Source organism: Streptomyces geranii (assembly GCF_002954775.1).
Lineage (GTDB): Bacteria > Actinomycetota > Actinomycetes > Streptomycetales > Streptomycetaceae > Streptomyces > Streptomyces geranii.
On sequence record NZ_PJME01000008.1, the window covers coordinates 155,180 to 176,509 of the forward strand.

Annotated in this window: 16 protein-coding genes; 6 read left to right on the forward strand and 10 right to left on the reverse strand. The window is 64.8% G+C overall.

The features are described 5' to 3' along the window. Nucleotides 1-96: 96 nt before the first annotated feature. The 4 genes from CW359_RS14455 to CW359_RS14470 all read right to left on the reverse strand — a co-directional run bounded on the left by CW359_RS14455 (nt 97) and on the right by CW359_RS14470 (nt 2,825). Nucleotides 97-801: a DUF2637 domain-containing protein gene (locus CW359_RS14455; protein WP_105970331.1), complete on the reverse strand. Its 705-nt coding sequence runs from the start codon at nt 799-801 to the stop codon at nt 97-99. Between the two features lie 61 nt (nt 802-862). After that, a complete protein-coding gene (locus tag CW359_RS14460) occupies nt 863-2,269 on the reverse strand; it encodes an FtsK/SpoIIIE domain-containing protein (RefSeq protein WP_105970332.1) in 1,407 nt (468 codons plus the stop codon). Next, nucleotides 2,266-2,478 (reverse strand): hypothetical protein, encoded by a 213-nt coding sequence (locus tag CW359_RS14465; protein ID WP_105970333.1) that lies wholly within the window; start codon nt 2,476-2,478, stop codon nt 2,266-2,268. The genes CW359_RS14460 and CW359_RS14465 overlap by 4 nt, the downstream gene beginning before the upstream one ends. Next, on the reverse strand, nt 2,475-2,825 hold the full coding sequence (locus CW359_RS14470) for an SCO3933 family regulatory protein (RefSeq protein ID WP_006381100.1): 351 nt from the start codon (nt 2,823-2,825) through the stop codon (nt 2,475-2,477). The genes CW359_RS14465 and CW359_RS14470 overlap by 4 nt, the downstream gene beginning before the upstream one ends. 171 nt (nt 2,826-2,996) lie before the next feature. Here CW359_RS14470 and CW359_RS14475 point away from each other — a divergent pair, with 171 nt between their 5' ends. After that, the gene (locus tag CW359_RS14475; RefSeq protein ID WP_105970334.1) at nt 2,997-3,494 is read left to right on the forward strand and encodes a GntR family transcriptional regulator; all 498 of its coding nucleotides are present in this window, start codon (nt 2,997-2,999) and stop codon (nt 3,492-3,494) included. A gap of 869 nt (nt 3,495-4,363) precedes the next feature. Here the strand turns inward: CW359_RS14475 and CW359_RS14480 are convergent. The 3 genes from CW359_RS14480 to CW359_RS14490 form a co-directional block, all read right to left on the reverse strand. Then, the gene (locus CW359_RS14480) at nt 4,364-5,200 is read right to left on the reverse strand and encodes a serine/threonine-protein kinase (RefSeq protein WP_105970335.1); all 837 of its coding nucleotides are present in this window, start codon (nt 5,198-5,200) and stop codon (nt 4,364-4,366) included. A 71-nt stretch (nt 5,201-5,271) separates the two neighbouring features. Next, entirely contained in the window at nt 5,272-5,715 is a 444-nt protein-coding gene (locus tag CW359_RS14485) for a glycine-rich domain-containing protein (RefSeq protein ID WP_105970336.1), read from the reverse strand. A 251-nt stretch (nt 5,716-5,966) separates the two neighbouring features. Beyond that, nucleotides 5,967-6,209 (reverse strand): hypothetical protein, encoded by a 243-nt coding sequence (locus CW359_RS14490; RefSeq protein ID WP_105970337.1) that lies wholly within the window; start codon nt 6,207-6,209, stop codon nt 5,967-5,969. Between the two features lie 114 nt (nt 6,210-6,323). Here CW359_RS14490 and CW359_RS14495 point away from each other — a divergent pair, with 114 nt between their 5' ends. Further along, entirely contained in the window at nt 6,324-7,664 is a 1,341-nt protein-coding gene (locus tag CW359_RS14495; RefSeq protein WP_105970338.1) for a helix-turn-helix domain-containing protein, read from the forward strand. On the opposite strand, the gene CW359_RS14500 is transcribed toward CW359_RS14495, so the two are convergent. Continuing rightward, nucleotides 7,642-8,175, reverse strand: coding sequence for an NUDIX hydrolase (locus CW359_RS14500; protein ID WP_105970339.1), 534 nt, complete (start codon nt 8,173-8,175; stop codon nt 7,642-7,644). The two genes, CW359_RS14495 and CW359_RS14500, sit on opposite strands and share 23 nt — an antisense overlap. Nucleotides 8,176-8,341: 166 nt before the next feature. Here CW359_RS14500 and CW359_RS14505 point away from each other — a divergent pair, with 166 nt between their 5' ends. Then, complete coding sequence (locus CW359_RS14505) at nt 8,342-12,118, forward strand: NACHT domain-containing protein (protein WP_105970458.1); 3,777 nt, start codon at nt 8,342-8,344, stop codon at nt 12,116-12,118. A gap of 607 nt (nt 12,119-12,725) precedes the next feature. Continuing rightward, nucleotides 12,726-13,457 carry a ferritin-like domain-containing protein gene (locus tag CW359_RS14510; protein ID WP_105970340.1) on the forward strand — a complete coding sequence of 244 codons (732 nt, stop codon included), beginning with the start codon at nt 12,726-12,728 and terminating at the stop codon, nt 13,455-13,457. Here the strand turns inward: CW359_RS14510 and CW359_RS14515 are convergent. After that, the gene (locus CW359_RS14515; RefSeq protein WP_105970341.1) at nt 13,443-14,042 is read right to left on the reverse strand and encodes a DinB family protein; all 600 of its coding nucleotides are present in this window, start codon (nt 14,040-14,042) and stop codon (nt 13,443-13,445) included. The two genes, CW359_RS14510 and CW359_RS14515, sit on opposite strands and share 15 nt — an antisense overlap. Before the next feature lie 390 nt (nt 14,043-14,432). Here CW359_RS14515 and CW359_RS46410 point away from each other — a divergent pair, with 390 nt between their 5' ends. After that, entirely contained in the window at nt 14,433-15,170 is a 738-nt protein-coding gene (locus tag CW359_RS46410) for a hypothetical protein (RefSeq protein ID WP_232838392.1), read from the forward strand. 115 nt (nt 15,171-15,285) lie between these two features. On the opposite strand, the gene CW359_RS14525 is transcribed toward CW359_RS46410, so the two are convergent. After that, complete coding sequence (locus CW359_RS14525; protein WP_105970343.1) at nt 15,286-16,560, reverse strand: glycosyltransferase; 1,275 nt, start codon at nt 16,558-16,560, stop codon at nt 15,286-15,288. Between the two features lie 524 nt (nt 16,561-17,084). On the opposite strand from CW359_RS14525, the gene CW359_RS14530 reads away from it, so the two are divergent. After that, complete coding sequence (locus CW359_RS14530) at nt 17,085-21,311, forward strand: pectinesterase family protein (RefSeq protein WP_105970344.1); 4,227 nt, start codon at nt 17,085-17,087, stop codon at nt 21,309-21,311. Nucleotides 21,312-21,330: the final 19 nt, after the last annotated feature.

Below are 21,330 nucleotides of genomic sequence, written 5' to 3' on the forward strand. Positions count from 1 at the left end.
TCAGTGCGCTCGGGCTGCTGCCCGCAGGCATGGCAAGGCGGGCCCAGGGGCGGGCGGTGGTGGGAAGTGGCGGAGCGGCCGACGGAAGGGGCGGCGCTACAGAGCGGCGTGCAGCGCGGTGGCCATGGGCAGGCCGATCCCGAGTCGCGCCTTGAGCTGGGCCGCCGTGATCGGTTCGCCGTGCTCGGTGTGGTGGGACGTGGCGATGGAGCGTGCTTCGGTCAGCAGCGGCTCAGGAACCTTGACCGCAGGCGAGGCAGGAGCCGGGGCCACGTGAGGAGCGGCGGGGGTCGGGGCCGGAACGGTGGGAGGCGTCGCGGGCGCAGGGCGGGATGTGTCAGAAGCCGTCTCAGGCTTCGACTCGGTCTTGTTCGGCAGGAAGGCCGGTACGGCGGGGCGCGCAACGGTGTGGAAGGCGCGGAGGAGTTGCGGGCCGACGGAGCCCCAGCCGAGGAGGAGTAGCGGGGCCACCGCGTCGACGGCGGCGCGGCCGTAGTGTCCGGTGACGATCGGTTCGGCGACGTTGAGGGCGAGGGTCAGTAGTCCGGAGAAGTGCATAAGGCGGGTCGCGGCCGTCATCTGTTCGGCCGGAAGGCCGCGCAGGGAGAGGTAGCGAAGTGCGACCAGGAGGCCGACCACGGACAGGTCCACCATTGGGGCGATGAGCGGTGCGATCGGGCCGGGGACGCCGAGGCGGAGTGCGAGGGACCAGACGTTGCCGAAGGAGAAGACGAACGCCAGCGCGGCAATGACGATCATGACGGCGGTGATCGTGCGCTGGGTGATCCGGTCTTCTGTCATGAGTTTTCACCCCCTCTCCTGAGGTGTCGGGAACGTGCGAGGCGGTGGGGCGACGACCTGCTCAGGCGTCGAGCTTCGTGAGATCCACGTCCGTCGTGCGAGGGCCGATAGAGGCTGCCAGCAGGGTCGACGGGTCGATGGTGAGGTTCGCCGTCTCTTCGGCGATGCGAGCCGCTTCCGCGTCGGGTACGTAGGGCGTACGAATGCGGGTGAAGCCGGGTTGCGACTGGTGGTTCATCGACGCGACACCGACGTAGGTGGGGTCCTGGAGGTTGATGGGGTTGGCGTCCGGCCATTCCCGGATCTCGTCACCGAGAGCGGCCACGGCGGCTTCAGCGGTCTTCTGGGCGAAGCTCAGGCCCACGGGGCACACGTCGCGGATGAAGGTGGGTATCGCGTCGCCCGTGGACTTCTGAGTGGTGAGGATGACGAGCAGTCCCACGGACCGGCCCTTCTTCACCAGGTCCTCCACGAGCCGGGCGTTCTCGGCGGCGAGCACGGCCAGCTTCTTCGTCTCCTGGTCGCTTCCCTTGTGGTCGCGGAAGTAGGTGTGCGCTTCGTCGACGATCAGCACGACCAGGGGCCAGCTCTCGGAAGGACCGATGTCCCACATGGACTTCACCCCGAGTACCTGGCGCACCGATGCCGACCGGGCGCGGCGCAGCTCCACGAGTTGCCGGAACAGCTTGTTGGCCTCTTCCAGGTCATCGCCCACGAAGGCGAACATCCGCTGCACCCAGTCCGCGTAGTCACCTTCGTACGCAGCCGACACCTTGCCGTCCGCGCAGGCGAACTGCACTGCGGGCGAGGGAGACCAGTCGGCGAGCAGCCGGTTGATCAGGCTGGTCTTGCCGAAGCCGGGGAGGCCAGCCACGGTCACGCCGGGCACCTGCGTGAGGTTCACGGACACGGGTTGCGCGTACTCGTCGAGGCCCAGATCCCACTGGGCTGTTTCCTCCGGCGGCTCACCCGTGGGGTGGTGCTCTGTGGGGAACTTCAGCGGATCCAGTCGCACACCACGGATGAGGACCTGCCCAGGCGTGTCCTGGGTGACCGCCACCCGTGTGCAGCGCCAGGCGTCCGCGAGGTGCGGGGCCGCCTTCTGGAATTGCGCAAGCCCGACGCCAGGCAGGCACTGTGCCCGCGCGATCACTCCGTACGCGTCGTGCTTCACCTTCAGGGCGGGAATGAGGACGCGCGGTTTGACGGGCTTGCCGTTCGTGTTCGCCAGTGACGCTAGCGCGGTCGGGGTTTTGTCCGTGGCCGACAGCTTGAGCATCGGTGCGAGCCGCTTCCAGCCCCACCGCACGCGTATGGCCTGCCGTATGGACTGGCGGGTCATGGCATCGGCGCGAACGTAGCGGACTATCCACCAGGCTGCCCATCCGGCGAGCATCGCGAGCGCCAGGGCGACGACGACCGGGACGTGACCGAAGATCCCTTGCGCTGGTGTGTTCGGATCCTTCACCTGTGACTCTCCAACGGGTTGTAGAGGAAGGCCGCGAGGGCCGATTCGAGGGCCGCCCGATCCGCCGATGTGTCGAGGCGGGGGTAGCCGTAGGCGACGAGCACGGCCGCCACCGAGGTCACGAGCGACTCGGTGAACTGGGCGCCCGGCTCGGCGTGGGGCAGTGGGTAGCTGTGCCCAGCGCCGGACCGGAAGGCGGGGCCGCTCACGCCGCCTCGGCGGCCGGGGCCACCAGGTCCAGTCGGCCCGCGCGGTAGGCGATGCCGTCCGAGAGCGAGCCGTTGAAGATGCGCGCCCACGGAGTGGCGAACAGCTCCACCGGCATGACCGGGACACCGGGCCGGAGCCCGTTGGGCAGACCGGTTTCCGGAACGGTGATCTTCAGAGCCTCGGCACGGTCCTCCTCCATGAAGAAGAGGGTGATCGTGTAGAGCTTCGCGCCGGTCTCACGGTCGGTGGCGAACTGCGTCTTCTCCTGGTCCGCGTACTTCGGCACCGGCAGGGTGCCGACCATGAACGAAGAGGTGGGGAGCAGGCCAACACGAATGCGTGCCATGGGAGTTGGTTCCTCTCGATTGCGCTCCACCGGGGTGGTGGGGCGTGCTCTCCATTGAACATAGCAGACCTAGCAGAGTCAAGTGAATCAGGTGAGCTAGCTGTCAACTGACATAGGCCACCTATGTCAGTGGGGTGTGCTAGGGGTGCTAAGAATCGCTACTCTTGGGCCATGAGCCCCGCGCCAGAGAGCAAGCAGGACCGTCGGCCGCCGTATCAGCACGCTGCCGACGAGATTCGGCGCGACATCTTGCAGGGGCGGATCAAGCCGGGCGAGCAGATGCCGTCCATCCGCGAGCTACAGGAACGCTTCGGCGTGGCCAACATGACCGCGAGGTCCGCGCTCAACGTGCTGCGGGACGAGGGCCTGATCTACACGATCCATGGTCGGGGCAGCTTCGTCGCAGACCACAATGCCGGCGGGGAGCCCTCGGCGAACTACACCGCTCCGGTTTGGTACTTGGCGAACAGGGACGAGAAGCACGGTGAGGCCGAGCAAGGGGAGAGCGGGCCCGACGACACCGAAGCTGCCGCAGTCGCCGGGACCACCCTTGCCGAAGTACTCACCGCACTACGTGACGAGATCCGTGCTCTCAGCGCTGATCATCAGGAACTGCGGCGCGAGGTCGAGGAGCTGAAGGCAGCTCAGCAGCCGAAGCCGAAGCCGTAGTCCTGAGCTGGGCTACTTCCTCTCGCAACTCCCTGGTCTCCCTACTGAGGCGGACGACCATGGCCCGCATCTCCTCGATCAGCGCGACTACTTGATCCGTGTCCCCGACCTGAATGCTGGTCGACCCCATTTCGTTGTCCGGTATGTGCTCGGTCATCGCTCCCCGCTTGCCGCCGTGCCGTCGTTCCGTGCCGCACTTGCTCGAACCGTCGGGGCATGCCCACGGCATCCGTGCCTCTCCCAGGTTGATCGACCGCTGCCCATCGGTGCTGTTCAGAGTTTCTTTACTGGATCAAGGCGGACCGCCTACGGCGGTCCGCGCGCGCTGGCAGCCGGGGGGCCGCCGCCGCTCCCTGTCTCCGCCACCGCTGCGGCGGCCCCCGGCCACTCAGCGCGCAGCAACGCCAAGGCAGACAGCCAGGCCAGGAAGCAACTTGCCCAGCCCGAGCACCAGGACCACGACCAGGAGCAGGCCGAGCCCGAGCGTGCACGACCCCGACGTCCGGGTGGCCGTCGTTTCGAAACCGGGAAGCGTGGCTGATGCCGGTACGGGGTTGCTGGAGGCATACGTGACGGGTGCTTGTTCGACGCATTCGCCGTCTTGGCTGACTTTCGGTGGTGCAGGTCAGAACTTCGCTTCCAATGACCGTCTTCAACCGCCTTCCTCTCTAACTCAACAACAGCTGATGGGGGTTGTCGCCGCACCCGAATCCGGGCACGCCGACCGCCCCGGTACCATCGGCACCGGGGTCCTGATCAGGGCTTCCACGACCGGACCACCCGGAATGCTGTCCAGGCTGAGGGGTGGTCCGGTCTTTCGTTGTTGGCGTCCGCGACCTGCTGATGCGAGACGGGCGGGGGTTTCGGGATCAGGTCAGGGCTTTGACCACCTCGGAGATGGTGGGCCGGTCCCCCGGCGCATGACTGAGCATCGCGTCGACCAATTCGCCCAGTTCACCGGGTACTTTCACCGGCCGACGTCGGCCGGTGGCCACCGCCTCTCGCTGTACGGGGCGGGGAGCATCGTCCGGGTACTCGACCGCCCGCCAGCCCGTGGCGGAGATGAGCAGCGAGGCCCCGAGCGCGTAGACGTCGGCCGCCTGTGTCGGCTCCGCTTCCCCGGTGTCGAGCACGCTGCGCGCGATCTCCGGTGCTTCGTAGTGGACGAGGCAGCCGTGGAACGGGAAGTCGTGCCCCTCGGGGACATGGCCGCCGTGGGCAAGGGCGAGGTCGATGAGGTGTGTTCGTTCGGGCCCGATGATGAAGTGGGCGGGTTGCACGTCACCGTGTGCCCAGCCCTTGGCGTGGAGTTCGGCCAGCGCTACGACGCATTCCAACGCCTCGCTGGTGTCCGGCGCGATGGAAGAGTCTCCCTTCCGGCAGCGCTCCCACAGCCGGTACAGGTCCGGCCCCTCGTGCCACGGCTGGAAGTTCCACGTGCCGTGCTCCCATTCGCCGTACGCGATCCCCTCGACGCCGAGGCGAAGCAGAACGGCACCTTCGCGTGCGGGCGCGAGTGCGGTCCAGGGCTGGGCAGGCCAGTCGGCCGTGGCTTCGATCGGATAGCCGATCTTCACGGCGTAGTGGCCCCGGCGGCTTTCCACCTCCCAGACCGTGGAGCCCCGACGATTGATGACCATGCGCTGAGTCGTGGGCATGAGTGCGTCGAGCACCACGATCGGCAGTTCAGGGGTTGAGCCGGCCAACGTCTCTTCTCCTTCCAGGCGAGCGCGGCCGACCACGAGTTCGGGCCGGCCGCGTCGCTGTTTGTCGTGTGCTACGCCTGACCGTACGGTCGGCCGCAGTCCGAATCGCACTGCGCGAGATTCACGCCGTTCACGGTCCATAGGTCGTCGAAGACCATGAACCCGGCCGCCTTGATGGCGCTTGCCGAGGCGGCGACCATCTCCGGGTCGCGGGCGCCTCCACCCGGCTTCGGGTTGTGGTGCAGGAAGCGGCCCGCGTACCGATCGCACAGCGCCGCGTACTCCTTCGTGTGCAGGATGAGCGCGTGGAGGCCGAGGTCCACGTCATCGGACGGGACCATGGCAACAGTGGCGGTGGCCGCCGTGACCAGGAACGCGACCGCCTGGTCCGCGATCCGCTCCGCGCGCTCGGCCGACTGCCCGTTGTGGATGACCACGAAGTGGGCGAGGCTCTCGAACAATTCCTCACCAGCCACCGCGCGACCGGTCCGCTGATCGTTCGCCGTTGCCGTCATGTGCAATCTCCCGGTGTGAGGTGGTGGGTGGCACGGGCATGCCGCCCTGATCGCCGAGCTGGGCTCTTCCAGACGATCAGGGGGCAGGTTTGGAGGTCGGCCCCGAACGGGGACGGGGGAGCCGTGAACTGGCACCCGTCCGGGGCGGCCGATCTACTGGCGGATACCGAGGGCCGCGCCGATCAGCAGGCCGCACGAACCGCTGATGCAGATGATGAAAGGGACTCCCGCGTATCGGCCGATGGCGCGCATCACAACCCGCCCAGACTGTTGCCGTTCTTGATGGTCAGACGTGCGCTCAGTTCCTCCCGCGCGCTGAGCGCCACCACGTCGTCCGGAATGGCATCCCACTCCAGGCCGCCACGGATCGGCCGCATCTGCACACGGCCGCCGCACTCGCCCATGACGACACCGATACGGTCCTTGACGCTGTCCTTGGCCAGTTCACCGATGCCTGGTCTGGTCTGCTGATTGCTCGCCATGCACACGAGCATCGCGAACCGGGTACCCCCGCCAAAAGGTCAGGCTGATTACCCAACTTGGGTAACATCGCGGGAAGTAGAGAATCCGCGACGTTGCGTAGCCCTCGCAGTGTGGGAGCTTGCCCGATGCCCGACACCGACCAGCCGCAGGAACTGCCTGCCAGGCTGCTCACCGATCCCGAGATGATCAACGCGTGCCGGGTACGGGACTTCGGAAGAGTCTTCCGGCTGGTGAAGGTACGGGCGGGGATCTATCCGTCGATGATCGCCAGGCGATGCGAGCTGACACCCAGCCGAGTCGGTGAAGTGATTGCCGGGCGCCGCCAGTTGCTGCATATGGACGTCGTTGAACGCATCGCGGACGGTTTGCGGATCCCAGGGCACATGCTCGGGCTTGCCCGCCGTCCCTGGGAGACGCCCCAGGCTCTCGTGGTCACTGAGCGCGAGGCCCCGCAGGCGCCGGAGCCAGCACAGTCGGCCCCCGCGTCTCTGCCGGGGCCGGATGTGGACAGCATCCTGGCTCTGGCCACGCGAACGAACCTCAGCACAGCCACACTTGAAGCGTTCCGATCCTCCATCGAGGACTACTGGCGACGGGACGACCAGCACGGCGGCGAGGCTCTGAGGCCGGCCATCGTCGGTCAACTCCGGCATGTGGTGGGCCTGTTGAAAGAGAGCCGACCGCCGTCCATCCAGAACGGCCTGTACGGAATCGCGGCCGAGCTGGCACGCCTCACCGGCTGGACCTACTTCGACGCCCGCCAATACAACCAAGCCCGCGCGTACTTCACCGAGGCCCTGCAACTGGCCAAGGAAATCAACGACCGCCAGTTCATGGCCAACGTCCTGGCCTGCATGAGCTTGCAGGCCACGTATCAGGACAAGCCGGGGGACTCTCTGGCACTCGTCACCGCCGCTCAGGACCAGGCCCGCCCAGCTCTCGGCACCACGCCGCGCGTCATGTCGATGCTGTCCATGCGCGAAGCCTTCGCCCATGCCACCCTCGGCGACCGGGACTCCACTCACCGGGCGATCGGGGAAGCCCACCGCCACTTCGAGCAGATCCAGGCAAACGACCCGGACCCGTCGTGGGTGACCTACTTCGACGAGCTGAAGCTCATAGTGGACACCGGCATTGCCCACGGCCGACTTGGCGAGGCAGCCACTGCCGAGCCCTTGATCGCAGATGCTCTGCGGCGGGAGAACAGCACCAACCAACGCGGCCGGGCGTTTCACGCGTTCTGGCTGGCTCGTACGCAACTGGACCAAGGGAAACTCGCGCAGGCGTGCCACACGGCCACGCAAGCTCTGGAGCCCGCCTCGGCGGTGTCCTCCGAGCGGGTGTCGGGCCATCTCCGGGAGTTCTACGAGCAGTTGGCCCCGCACAGGCGGGAGCCCGTAGCCCTGGCCTTCGAGGCACGGCTACGGGAACTCCTCCCACCGGTCAGCGGATCGCTTCGTCCATGAGCACGTACAGGAGGCCGACGAGGGATCCGCTGCTGACGATCTCGCGGCGGTCGATCATCCCGCGCACCTCGCTCAGGGGGATCCACTCGATGCGGTCGGACTCGTTCTTCTCGGTGGGCGGACCGTCGTAAGTGGCGCCGTCCGCGCGGAAGACGTGGTGTTGTGAGTCGGTGATCCCGTTGGCCGGCTCGGCATAGATCAGGGGCTTGATGGGACCGGGGCGCCAGCCCGTCTCCTCCAGGACCTCGCGGGCCGCTGCCTCTTCTGGGGACTCACCCTCCTCGACCAGGCCCATGGGCAACTCCCAGGCCCACGAGTCCGTGATGAAGCGGTGCCGCCACATCATCAGCACCTCCTGGCGGTCGTTGACCACGGCGGCCACGGCCAGATGCCGGAGGCGAACGACGTGGTACTCCCACCTGCGCCCGTCAGGCTGCTGGACGTCGACCAGACACAGATTCACCCACTTGTTGGTGTAGACCTGTCGCTCACCATGGGTCTTCCACTCCATACCTTCGGCCCCTCTCGATCGGACTCCAGGATCTCAGACCGGCCTGGAGGAGGACGCACGTTCAACTTGCCTAGTGGATCGGCCAAGTGGGCGGTGTGGGCACCTCGGCGACGGTAGGCTTTCCTCCCTCTCTGTAACGCTAGCCGCCGGATCGCTAGGAGTCGTCATGGATTACAACTACGAAACTCTCCTCGACCAGCGATTCCAGAAGCTTTGCCAAGCTCTTTTGCTCAAAGAATACGATAGCGTGCAATGCTTTCCTGTCGGCATGGCTGACGGCGGCCGAGACGCTACCTCAAATTCCACTGGAAAACTGGAAACAGTATTCCAGGTAAAATTTACACACAAGCCTGATTCCATCAAGAATGTTGCCAAATGGATTACGGGTACGCTTGATGGTGAATTGGAAAAAATCCATCGACTCAAGGAATTGGGGGCAACGCGCTACATTCTGATTACGAATGCCTTCCCCACTGCCAACCTAGGAAGTGGGGCGATCGATAAGGTTAACGAGTACATGGCCGAACATATCCCCATGGAGGCTTCCTGCTGGTGGCGGGATGACCTAGACCGGAGGCTAGATGGAAACTACGACGTCAAGCTTTCCTACCCGTCAGTCATGTCTGGTCCTGACATGCTACGCCTATTGTGGGAAAACGCGGGATCAAATGAAGATGCACAAAGGAGGAAGATGGCCCTGAGTGCGTACTTCGCGCACCAGGCAGAGCAAGACGCCACAATTAGGTTCAAGCAAGCTGAACTGCTACCGAGCTCTCTCTTGGAGCTGTTCATTGATGTTCCGGCAATTCCTCATGATCAGTACGGTGCAATTGACTCGCCCGTACTCAATAGCTATCTGAAAGCACTATACTCTCAAGACGTGCCTAGCAGCATGCGCGTACGAGAGGCTAGGCGCAGACTCGAATACCTGCTACAGCGCTCGACAGATGACACGAAGCCTTCCCCGCGCCTTATTAGGACCGCGATCAGAGATGTTGGCAGCTCAGTCGGAGCAGCTGATCTATTGTTGAATGAGCAGTTTTTGGGAAGCTGTCCTCTCGTAGTTCTTGAGGGCGCACCCGGCCAAGGAAAATCCACGCTCTCACAGTATCTCGCGCAAATTCAGCGCTTGCGTATCTTGGACCGCTCCAGCGATGTCGCGCGAATTCATGATTCTCATGCTGCAAGCCCTGTGATGCTACCTTTCAAGATCGAGCTTCGCGACTTGGCTTCCTGGATTAAGGGAGAAGACCCTTGGTCAGGTAACCCTCACGACCGGCATGACCTCCCGCGAACACTTGAGGGAGCGATCTCTGGTCACATTGAACGTTACTCCGGAGGTTTCACTTTCAACGTTGCTGACATGGCCTTTATGGCTCAATCGCGACCAGTACTGATTATCCTTGATGCTCTGGACGAGGTAGCTGATCTGGAAGACAGGCGTGCTGTAGTGGATGAGGTGGTAGCGGCTGTAGCGCGCCTTTCACAGGGGGCTAAGACTCTGAAGGTATTGGTCACAAGTCGGCCGACGGCCGTATCTGGCGCCCCTTCTTTCCCACCGAATAAATTCGCCTATCTGACGTTGGCCGCAATTCCGCGCAAGCTTGGGCTGGAATATGCTCAAAAATGGAGTCGAGCTAGGAATATTAGGAAGTCTGATGCCGCTGAGATTAGTCAAATCTTGACGCAAAAGATGTCTGCGCCCCACATGGCGGAGCTTGCGAAAAATACTATGCAGCTCTCCATTCTGCTCAGCCTAATCTACCACCGCGGATCTAGTCTGCCTGATAAGCGGACCGAACTTTATGATGCCTACGTTGACTCCTTTTTCAATAGAGAGGTGGAGAAGAGTAAAGTAGTAAGAGAAAATCGCATGCTGCTAATCGGAATGCATCAACATCTTGCTTTTTACATGCATGCTAGGGCCGAGAGTGATAGAACGACGGGGCGCATCGGTGTCGAAGAGCTAAAGCAGGTCCTGAAAGATTACCTTGTAAAGCAGCAAGAGTCTGTTTCGGTACTTGAAGATCTACTCACTGGCATGGTGGAGCGAGTCGTAGCCTTGGTTTCACGTGTCGAGGGAACCTATGAGTTTGAAGTGCAACCACTTCGGGAGTACTTCGCTGCACGCCACCTCTACGACACTGCACCCTATGTTTCTGCCACCAGGATGGGACACGGAACAAAGCCGGATCGCTTCGATGGGATTGCAAGGAACCCGTATTGGATGAATGTCACTCGCTTCTTTGCTGGTTGCTTCACGAAGGGCGAGCTACTGGACCTTGCTGAGCGAGTCTGCAGTTTGTGTGATCTTCCCGACATGAAGGGAGATAAATATCCGCGCAACCTTGCGTTGGCACTACTTCAGGACTGGGTATTCTCGCAGTCGAAGCCTGCAACCGAAAAGGTAATCGATAAGCTTTATGACACCTACGGTGTCAGATCCTTCTTCGTAGCGGATAGCGTTCGAGGGCGTGCCACGCCTGACAGTCATCACGGTAATCTTTCGCTTTCGAGCGAGACCGGTTCAACATATTTCGTCCAAAGTCGTCTTGATGCATTGCTTAAGGGCCCTTATTTGGAGGAGTCTCGAGCACTGGCGTATGTCATGGGAAGGCAGCCAAAAAACGATAAGGATACGATTCGTCATGATTGGCAAGAATGCTACCGAACTTCATCTCCGGAGCGTCGAGTTGATCTGATCCGTATTGCGCGTTGGGCCAACCTGTTTCACGCAGACATGGACATTGACCTGTTTAGGAACGAACGCGACTTGCGCGTTCTGCTGGCGATGGTGGATGTCGACTTCGCGGGGGACCTGATCCCTCATTCGCTGCATGGACCGCTTGCCTTGACAAGCCTGAATGGGGCAAGTCAATTCACCCTATATTCGTCATCTCTGAATGGGGGAATCACTAACTCCCTTGCTGTCACGAGGCTTCCATTGTGGTATTACAGTGCCGTTCATAGGTATTCGGGGGTATTTGCTGGAGAGCTTTCTGCTGAAGAGCCCAAGTCTCAATCGGAAACGATGCGGATTCTGCGTGAGATCGCGATTCCGGTAGTAAATCCGACGGTAGAAATCCATGAGAACTATGGCATTTGGCGGGAATTCTTGATTGCCCTCAAAGATGCTTTTGGTGAAACTTGGGCCGGGACTCTGATCGGTCTGCTCTCTGGGGCGGTAAGGGCGCCGCAGGAAAAGGGCGCTAGGGCTGAAGACCTGTTCTCAGATGACCATCCGTTCTGTGATCGTGTTAGACATGCGCGGCGGCGCAGAGGGCAAGCTGCTTGGTGGACTGAGCAACTTAGCGCTGCTCATACAGCAGAACAAAAAGAACTGTGGATGGCAACGGCGTTTGGCTGCGCGAGCGGGGATGTCCTGACGGCGCTTTTTGAGGATATCGAGACACTTCTTGCGGGGCTCTCTGAAGAGTCGATTTCTCGCCTTGTGGAATTGGCCGCGAACAAGGAGCAGATTTCGGTGGGGCATTCTGGGGATGTCAAATTTCCGAGCTCCTGGGTGCGTCAAGCGCCGTTGAACTCCCCTATGTTTGCAATTTTTTTCAATCGACTAGAGGCGGGACCGCAGAAGGATCGCATCCTCTCAAAGAGAGCATCGGGTTTGGAACTAAACTCGGAATTCTTGGCTACTGCGTTGCGTTATGGGTGGAGCAGATGGGCTCAGGGGTTCTTGAGTGAAAGGCAGATTATTGCGGCGAATAAAAAGCTCTATCGAGCGGGCGTCTTTACCCCATTGGGGATCTCCCTTCAAACATCCCTCGATAGGCGGACCCTTCGTTCGCACTTGGAAGTGTTCCTGAGTCAAGTTGATAATATGCCAGACATGATCGTCGAGTATATCGAATCCGAGTTGCGTCGAATGGCTACACGTCGCAAGCCGGTTCTGCGTGTGGCAGAAAAAGAAAAGTGGTTTGCGTGAGGCGTCGAGAAGCCTCTAGGTGTGCACAGTGAAGCGTGATGTAATTGCTGTGCGGCTACCTGAAGAGGTTACGCTACCCGCACTCTGCCTAAAGGCGATGTCTCTCTTGTTTCTTCACGTCCGCGCACCCGCGCCGCGCGGTCCCTAAATGCATGGAGATCGTTGTAAATTAGCAGATGTGTGAAGGCTCGGACGCGCGTGTACATCTCGCTTAGTGGTTGACGGATCTATGTGGTTTGCTACCTGCGACTGCTGTTGGGGAGCGCGCCCGTCTTGGTGGAGTTGGGGCGGGCAGACTGAAACTTGTCGCAGCGGCGTTACCGATCGGAGTTGACGGCAGCTTTGACGGCAACGACGGCACACAGAGGCCGGTGATCACGACCGCCGGCGATCACTCCGGGAGGAGGTGGACCAGTCTCCCAATGAGCTGCCCGATCCTACGGATCAGAAGGTTGCAGGTTCGAATCCTGCCGAGTGCACAGCAGACCAGAGGCCCCGTGGAGGAATCCACGGGGCCTCTGGTGTTTTGCGGTGGAACGGTTCGGTGTCCGGCGGGCGTCGTTCCTCTCCAGGGCGCGGTGGCCGTGTTCCGGAGAGGGGTGGCCGGGTGGGTGCGGGTGGATTCGCGAAGTGGACGCGGCGGTTCGAGGAGGAGCGGGAGCTGCGGCGGGGTCGGGGGGATCCGGACTGGGGGCGCGGGGCGGTGCTGCATCCGGCCGTGTGGGCCAGTGTTCAGCGGTTCCAGGTCGGTGAGGACGGGGACGGGGCGAACCTCGTCGGCAAGGCGGACCAGGCCGGTGATGCCGACTACGCGCAGGTGGTTCGGCTGTTCGTCGCCGAGGAGCAGAACCATGCCCGTCTGCTCGCGCTGTTGCTGGGCGCTGGTGGTGTGCCGACGTTGGCCGGGCACTGGAGTGACACCGTCTTCGTGCGGTTGCGGCGGCTCATGGGGCTGCGCCTGGAGTTGTTGGTGCTGATGATCGCGGAAGTGGTGGCGCTGCGGTACTACCGGGCCCTGCGTGACGGTGTCGCTGATCCGCTCACTTCGGAAGTGGCTGCTCGGATCCTGTCCGACGAGGAGCGGCACGTCCCCTTCCACTGCGAGCGGTTGCATGTCTCCCTGGCGGAACTGCCGCGCCCGGTGCGTCGCCCGGTGATGGCTCTGTGGCGGCTCCTGTTGTTCGCGGTCACGCTCGTTGTCGTCGTCGACCACGGGCCGGCTCTACGGCGGCTCGGGCTCGGGCGCCTTCGGTTCCTGGCCGATGTCTTGGTGTCCGCCGATGCGGTGGTCTCGGCGGTGCTGGCACCTCGGCCGGATGCTTGGTCAGGCGGGCGGTGACACCGGGTTGGCGGCGGCTGCTTTGGCGGCTTGCTCGATCTTCGCGCATCGGGCTTCCCAGAAGGCCGCGTCGTGCCGTGGGCTCGCGTACTTGGCTGTTGTGCCTGTGGATCGGTCGAGTTGCTCGCGCAGGATGTCGGCGTGTCCGGTGTGCCGGCTGGTCTCGGTGAGCATGTGGACCAGGATGTTGAACAGCTTCACGTCGGGACTTGGCCACCAGGGCACGTGGCCGGGAGAGTCGATGGCGAGGGCGGTGATCGTCGCGTCCGAGTGCTCCCAGGCGCGACGGTAGCGGTCGACGATCTCCTCGCGTGTCTCGTGCTCGGTCGCCCACATGTCGGCGTCGTGTTCCTCGGCGTCGTCCCATCTGGGCAGCGGTTCGGGGAACGGTCGAGCGAAGACCTCGCCGAAGTACCTGGACTCCCAGATCGACAGGTGCTTGACCAGGCCGAGAAGGTTGGTGCCCGTCGCGGTCAGGGGGCGGCGGATGTCGTACTCGCCGAGTCCGTCGAGCTTCCAGAGCATCGCCTCGCGTATCTCTTGGAGATCGCTGTGCAAGTACTCTTTCGCGAAATCATCGATCATGGGGCACGAGTGTGTCAGTGCCGTCGGTGGGCCCGGAAGCGGCCCTTTCCCGGTAGTCGGACGTCCTTTCGGGGTCTTGTCTTGGCGCCGCTCGGGTGATCCTCGGGCGTGGTACGAGTCGGTTATTAGTAATTCTTTATAAAGAACGAACAATGGCGCCGTCTGTGGCCGAGGTGAGGTGACAGCGGAACGAAGCGTGCTGAGAGCGCGCTTGTTTCCTGATCCCTCCCAACCATTGGGAAGGTTCTCGTGAACCGTAGAACGATCCGAGTCTCGCGTCTTAAGTCCGCCACCATGGTGTCGGTCGGGGCGGTTGCCGTGGCGCTCAGTGTGGTGCCGAGCACCGCGGCTGTCGCCGACGCGATGCAAAGGCCTGGTACCAGCAGCGCTGTGACCCAGCTGCATCCGAACGACCTGCGCTCGGCGGCCATCGCCGACGCGGTCCGCAGGGCCGGCACCATGGGGCAGGCGACGGTGTATCCAGACGCCGCCGCCGCGCAGTCCGCCGACGGTCGGAAGGATCGCCGCCCCCACGGCCCCCGTGGCCCGCAGGGCCCCGAGGGCAAGCAGGGCAAGCCAGGTAAGCCGGGTAGGCCCGGCAGGCCGGGTCCCCAGGGACCGCAGGGCGCGCAGGGCGCCCAAGGGGCCCAAGGGGCCCAGGGCGCTCAGGGCTCGCAGGGAACCCAGGGAACCCAGGGAACGCAAGGAGTCCAGGGAGCCCAGGGTGCTTCGGGAGGAGCGCAGGGTGCTCAGGGCGCGCAGGGTGCTCAGGGCGCGCAGGGAGCTCAGGGCACCCAGGGCACCCAGGGCACCCAGGGCACCCAGGGCACCCAGGGCACCCAGGGAACCCAGGGCACCCAAGGCGCGCAAGGCGCGCAAGGCGCCCAGGGCACCATCGGTAGCTCGTACGTCAACACGAACACCGGCCAGAGAAGCGTGACCGTCCAGTGCAACGCCGGTGACGTCGCCACCGGTGGCGGGGCCCTGGCCGAGAGCGGCAACCTCATCGAGACCTACCCGATCGGTGGTACCACCACGACGCCTCCCACCGGGTGGCAGGCCACCACTACCGCCAACAACCCGCTCAACATCACCGCCTACGTGGTCTGCGCCGACGTGACTCCGTAACTCCTCAGCGAGCGGGCGGCGTCGGCGTTCCGGTCGACCGCTCGGCAGGGATGCGTGGAAGGTGCCCCTGAGGCTTCGGTCTCGCGGGCACCGTCCGCATTCGCACACTCGGGCCCTAGACCAGCAACGGCCCCCCACACCGTTCCGCGCCGTCCTTCATCGCGATGAGGTTGGCGACCACGTACGAGATGTTCTTCTCGGAGTGCCACTCGGACGGGAAACAGGTCGTCAGTCGAGAACTCTGGAACCTGGCCTCGATCTCGGGCACGAAGGCGCGGTACTGGTCGTCCGTGTAGTACCAGAAGGAGTTCTCGTTGTAGTACGCGACGTGGGTCGGGTCCTGGTAGGCGCCGCGGCCGTCGGAGCTGGGGGTCGTGCTGAGGAGCATGCCGCCGGGTGCCAGCAGCCGGTACAGCTCGTTGATCAGGGGCACCTTCGCGGGCACGTGCTCCAGGAAGTCCACGGCCCGCAGCAGACCTACGGAGTCGTCGGGCAGGTCCAGTCTGCCGGGCAGGGTCGCGACGATGTCGACGCCTTCGCCCGGGTACTGGTCCACGCCCAGGTAACCGGGTGGCTTTCGATGCGCGGCGCCGAGGTCCAGTGCGACCAGTCCCCTCCGGTAGGTCCAGGCGAGGGCGTTGGCCTCGATGTACTTGTCGTACAGGGCGACCGTCTCCTGCTGGATGTGCGCGTTGATCTCCGGGTCGCGTTGTGTGTTCGCGGGGTGCATCCGCTGGAGGTACAGGCAGCGGGGGATGTGGTGGAAGTCGCCGACGTGGAAGAGGCGGCACATCAGGTCCTGGTCGTCCAGGACCGTACGGGTGGGGTCGTACCCGCCCGCCTTCACGTACGCCTCCTTGCGGAACGCCCGCACGTGGTTGGGCGCGTACCAGATGTAGGCGACGTTGTGCGGGGTCGGAGCCATGGACCGGACCTGGAGCAGTTTGCGGCCGTCGACGCGTACGTCCTCGTAGTGCCAGCCGTGTGCCTCGTTGAAGCGGCTGTCGTCCCGTTTGCCGTCCTCGGTGATCTGCGCGGTGTTGCTGTAGACGAAGACGACCTCGGGGTGGGCGTCGAACGCCTTGCCCAGCTCGGCCAGGCAGGCCTTGGCCAGCAGGTCGTCGTGGTCGAGTTCCACGAGGATCTCGCCGCGCGCCAGCTCGCAGGCCCTGTGCTTGGCCGCTCCGACGCCGACGACGTCGTCCGCGATCACCACCCGGACCCTGTCGTCGGGGCGCTCCGGTCGCCACCGAGTGCCGTTGTTGAGCAGGACGATCCACTCCCAGTCCGTACAGGTCTGGGCCTGGAGGGTCGCCAGGCAGTCATCGAGAAAACGGGCCTGATGGCTCGGGGTGAAGACGGAGAACCTCGGGGTGGCGGTCGATGTCATCTGGTGCTCCCTGCTTGGCTCGATGTCGATCGGGGCTGCAATTCTGGGAATTCGGCCGGTATTTGAGAACGCGGTGGGGAGGGTGGGGGCTGGGCCGTCATTTCCGCCGACGTTACGAGTGCGTTCCGGCGACTTCGCCGCTCGGCAGGCGTTCGAGGCGTACAGACCACTCGAATGCGTCATCAAGGATTCGAATGATTCGACGTATTCGGCTGGTCGAAACCGAATTCGGTACCGGTGTCGAAACCGGTGTCGGTACCGGTGTCGGTACCGGCCTCAGAATGTGACATCCGCCGAACTGGCCGCTCAAGTACCAGTACTGGATGTGTATCGCTTCTATAACACCTGATGGTTGAGATGTGAACTTTGGTGCGTGAGGGTGTGAAGATCACCGAAGCGGTCGAACGCGTCAGCCCAGTACGTACACGCGTTCCCGCCCACTCACGTTCTCCCAGGTCGCGCGCCCGGCCTCCCCCATGGGACGCGCCGCGACCGGGTAACCCAGAAAGGGTCGAGGGCCCTCCATGCAGTTGCCAGACCGCGCCGTCGCCGTGTCCCGTAAGCGGGTTCAGGCCATCGCCGTCTCTCTCGCCACCGCGGTCACCGTCGGTGGACTCGTCGTGTTTCCGGCCGTCAGCGCGCAGGCGGCCGTCTCCTGTGCCGCCGGTTCGTGGACCGAGCAGTTCTTCGCCAACGCCAAGCTGTCCGGCGCGGCCAAGAAGACCGTTTGTGACAGCGGCATCAGTGAGAACTGGGGGAGCGGGCGTCCCGCCGTCTCCGGGCTCGCCAACGACAACTTCTCCGTCCGCTGGACCCAGGTACGGGACTTCGGTGGCGGCGGGCCGTTCACTCTGACCGCCGCCAGCCAGGACGGCGTACGGATCTACGTCGACGGCAAGAAGATCCTTGATGGGTGGAAGGACGTCACTCGGACCCAGACCAAGTCCGTCGCCCACACCTTCTCCAAGGGGCGTCACACCCTCCGCGTCGACTACTTCGCCGGCCGGGGCGCCGCCAACGTCTCCGTCAAGGTGACCCCGGCCGCCACGGACAAGGTCAAGCCCAATGCCCCGGTCGGCGTGAAGGCCACGTATGCCTACCCGGTCGCCAAGCTCACCTGGAGCAAGGGGCCCGAGGCCGATCTGGTCGGGTACCGGGTCTACCGGTCCACCAGTTCGAACGTTCCGCTCACCCCCGCCAACCTCATCAGCGGCAGCAAGGCCGTCACCGCCACCTCGTACAGCGACAAGCCCGCCGCCACCGGGGCGCGTTACTACTACCGGCTCGTCGCCGTCGACAAGTCCGGGAACGTCTCCGGGGGATCGGGCGTTGTCAATGTGACGTCGAAAGACGTCACCGCGCCCGCCGCCGCGCCCAACAACGTCACCGTCACCTCCAGCGGCGACGGCAACAAGACCGCCTGGACCAAGCCGACCACCGACACCGTCAAGTACCGCGTGTACCGGGCGACCTCGGCCACCGGCACCGGCTCGGCCAGGCTCACGGAGACCGCGGCCATCAGCTTTACGGACACCTCCGCCGCCGAGAAGACGACGTATTACTACGCCGTCTCCGCCCTCGACACGGTCGGCAACGAGAGTGCTCGCAGCGCCTGGGTCTCCGGCACCCGCCCCGACACCACCGCGCCCGCGACCCCCGGCACGGTCACCGCGACCGGCGTCATCGGCGCCGTCGAGCTGTCCTGGGCCGCCAACTCCGACGACACGACCGCGTACGAGGTCTGGTCGGCCACCAGTGCCGGGGGGACTTACGGCAAGCTCGCCACCGTAGCCTCGCCGTCGCATTCGTACTCCGACATCGCCGCCGTCGCCGGTGCGACCACCTACTACAAGGTGTACGCCGTCGACGCCGCCGGGAACGTCTCGGCCGCGTCCGTCGCCTCCGGCACCGCGCTTGCCGCGCCCGACACCACCGCCCCCGACGCGCCCACCGGCCTCGGCGTCACCGGCGGGGACCTGGAGGCGGACCTGAGCTGGAGCGCCTCCGCCTCCGGCGACACGGCCTCGTACCGGGTCTACCGCTCCACCAGCCCGGACGTGGCCCTGACCGGCGCCGACCTGATCGCCTCCGGCGTGACCGGGACCTCGTACACCGATACGACCGGACTCGCGGACGGGACGACGTACCACTACGCCGTCACGGCCGTCGACGGCTCGGGCAACGAGTCCGCGACCGGGGCTACGGGCAGCGCCAAGACGCTTTACTTCGCCGCCGATCTCGTCGTGGGGAAGGGCGGGTACGCCACCCTCCAGGCCGCGCTCAACGCCGCGCCCGCCGGGGCGACCACCGACGTCACCATTCTCGTCAAGCCGGGTACGTACACGGGTGCGGTCACCGTCCCCGTCGGCAAGACGCATCTCGTCGTCGTCGGCGGGACCGGCGACGCCTCCGACACCGTCCTCACCGAGTCGCACGGTGTGACCGACACCGACAGCACCTGGACGACGGAGACCTCGGCGACCTTCTTCGCCAACTCCGACGACCTCACGGTCAAGAACCTCACCATCGCCAACGGCTACACCGAGGTCGCGGCGAACAACAACAACCAGGCCGTCGCCCTGCGCACCACCGGCGACCGGCAGGTATACGACAACGTGCGGCTGCTGGGCAACCAGGACACCGTCTACATCCGCGAGTCGGGCAAGCGGGTGCTGATCCGCAACAGTTACCTGGAGGGCGACACCGACTGGCTCTTCGGCGCCGGTACGGCCGTCTTCCAGAACGACGAGATCCACTACACCGACAGCCGGGGCAAGAACGGCGGCTCGATCACCGCCGCCAGCACCAAGGCGAGTTCGGCGCACGGCTTCCTGATCACCGGCAGCGACATCACCCTCGCGTCGGGCGTGACCAGCTACTACCTCGGCCGCCCCTGGCCGCAGTACACGTCCGACACCGCGCCCCAGGTGATCGTTCGTGACACCGGCATCCCGAAGGCCCCGACCTCGGCCTGGAAGGACTGGAACGCCACCTACACCTGGAAGAACGCCCGTTACGCGGAGTACGACAACACCGGCGCCGGCGTCGACAACAGCGGCACGAACGCCAATCGCCCGCAGCTCACGGACATCCAGGCCAGGCAGAACACCGCCGCCCGTTTCCTCAAGGGGGCCGACAACTGGGACCCGACCGGCACGCTGGCCCAGGAGGACTTCGCCGCTCCGGCTGCGGCGACGGGGCTGAGCGCCACGGTGGACGGCGACGACATCGATCTGACCTGGACCGCTCCGGCCGACAGCGACGTGGCCGGGTACCAGGTGTTCCGCTCGGCGAACGGCGCCGCCGCCACGCTCATCAGCGGTGACGGCCTGCTCGCCGCAACCGCGTTCACCGACTCGACGGCCGTCCAGGGGACCGCGTACACGTACACGGTCGTCACCACGGACACCTCCGGCAACGTCTCCGACGCCTCCGGTTCGGCTACCGCGACCGTCCCCGTCCCCGTCCCGGTCGTGGACGCGGCTCCGGCCGCGCCCACCGGGCTCACCGCGACCGGCGCCGCCGGGAAGATCGACCTCGCCTGGACCGCGCCCGCCGACGCCGACCTGGCCGGTTACCGGGTCTACCGGTCCACCTCCGCCGGGGTCACCGCGACCGCCGGCAACCTGGTGGCGACGGGCGTCACCGCCGCCTCGTACAGCGACACCTCGGCCGCCTTCGGGACGACGTACCACTACGCGGTCCTCGCCGTGGACGCCGCCGGACAGGTCTCCGGGCTCTCCGGCGAGGTCAGCGGCTCCGAACTGCCCGTCGGCACCGACGTGGTGGTCGCGGTGGACGGCAGCGGCGACTACACCACCGTCTCGGCGGCCGTCGCCGCCACGACCTCCAGCGGTACGGCGGCCAACCCGTTCGTCATCGCGGTCCGGCCCGGTACCTACCGGGAGACGGTCACGCTGAAGAACAAGCCGTATGTGCAGATCGTAGGTACGAGCGGTGATGCCTCCGACGCGACGGTCGTCTACGACAACGCCTCCGGGACGGTGATCCCGGGCGGTACCGCCACCTACGGCACCACCGGCAGCGCCACCTTCACCAACCAGAGCAACAACACGCGCTTCGAGAACCTGACCATCTCGAACGACTTCGACGAGGCCGCGCACGCCGACCTCATGGCCGCCTTCACCGGCCAGGCGGTCGCGCTGATGGCGCAGGGCGACCGGCAGGTCTACGACAACGTCCGGCTGCTCGGCAACCAGGACACCCTGTACACCAAGCAGGTCAACGCGGGCAGCGTGCTGAGCCGGCAGTACTTCACCGACTCGTACATCGAGGGCGACGTCGACTTCATCTGCGGCCACGGCACGACGGTGATCGACGACTCCACCATCAAGGTGCTGACCTCCCGGACCAGCACGCCGATCCTGTCCGCGCCGCAGACCAACTCGGCGGCTGCGTACGGCTTCCTGATCGCCGACAGCAGCATCGTGACGGACGGCGTCAACAACAGCGCGAAGCTCAGCCTCGGGCGGCCCTGGAGCGCGAGCGGCCAGCAGGTCATCCGCAACACCTCGCTGCCCGCGCAGGTGTTGAGCGCGCCCTACCAGAACTGGAACAGCTCCCAGACCTGGCAGGCGGCCCGCTTCGCCGAGTACCTCAACACGGGCGCGGGCGCCGACAACACGGGCACCAACACCAACCGCCCGCAGCTGACGGCCGCGAACGAGGGTACGTACACGGTCGCCGCGTATCTGACCGGCTCGGACGGGTGGGCTCCGCAGGGCAGTTGATCCGCCCGCCCCGCACGAG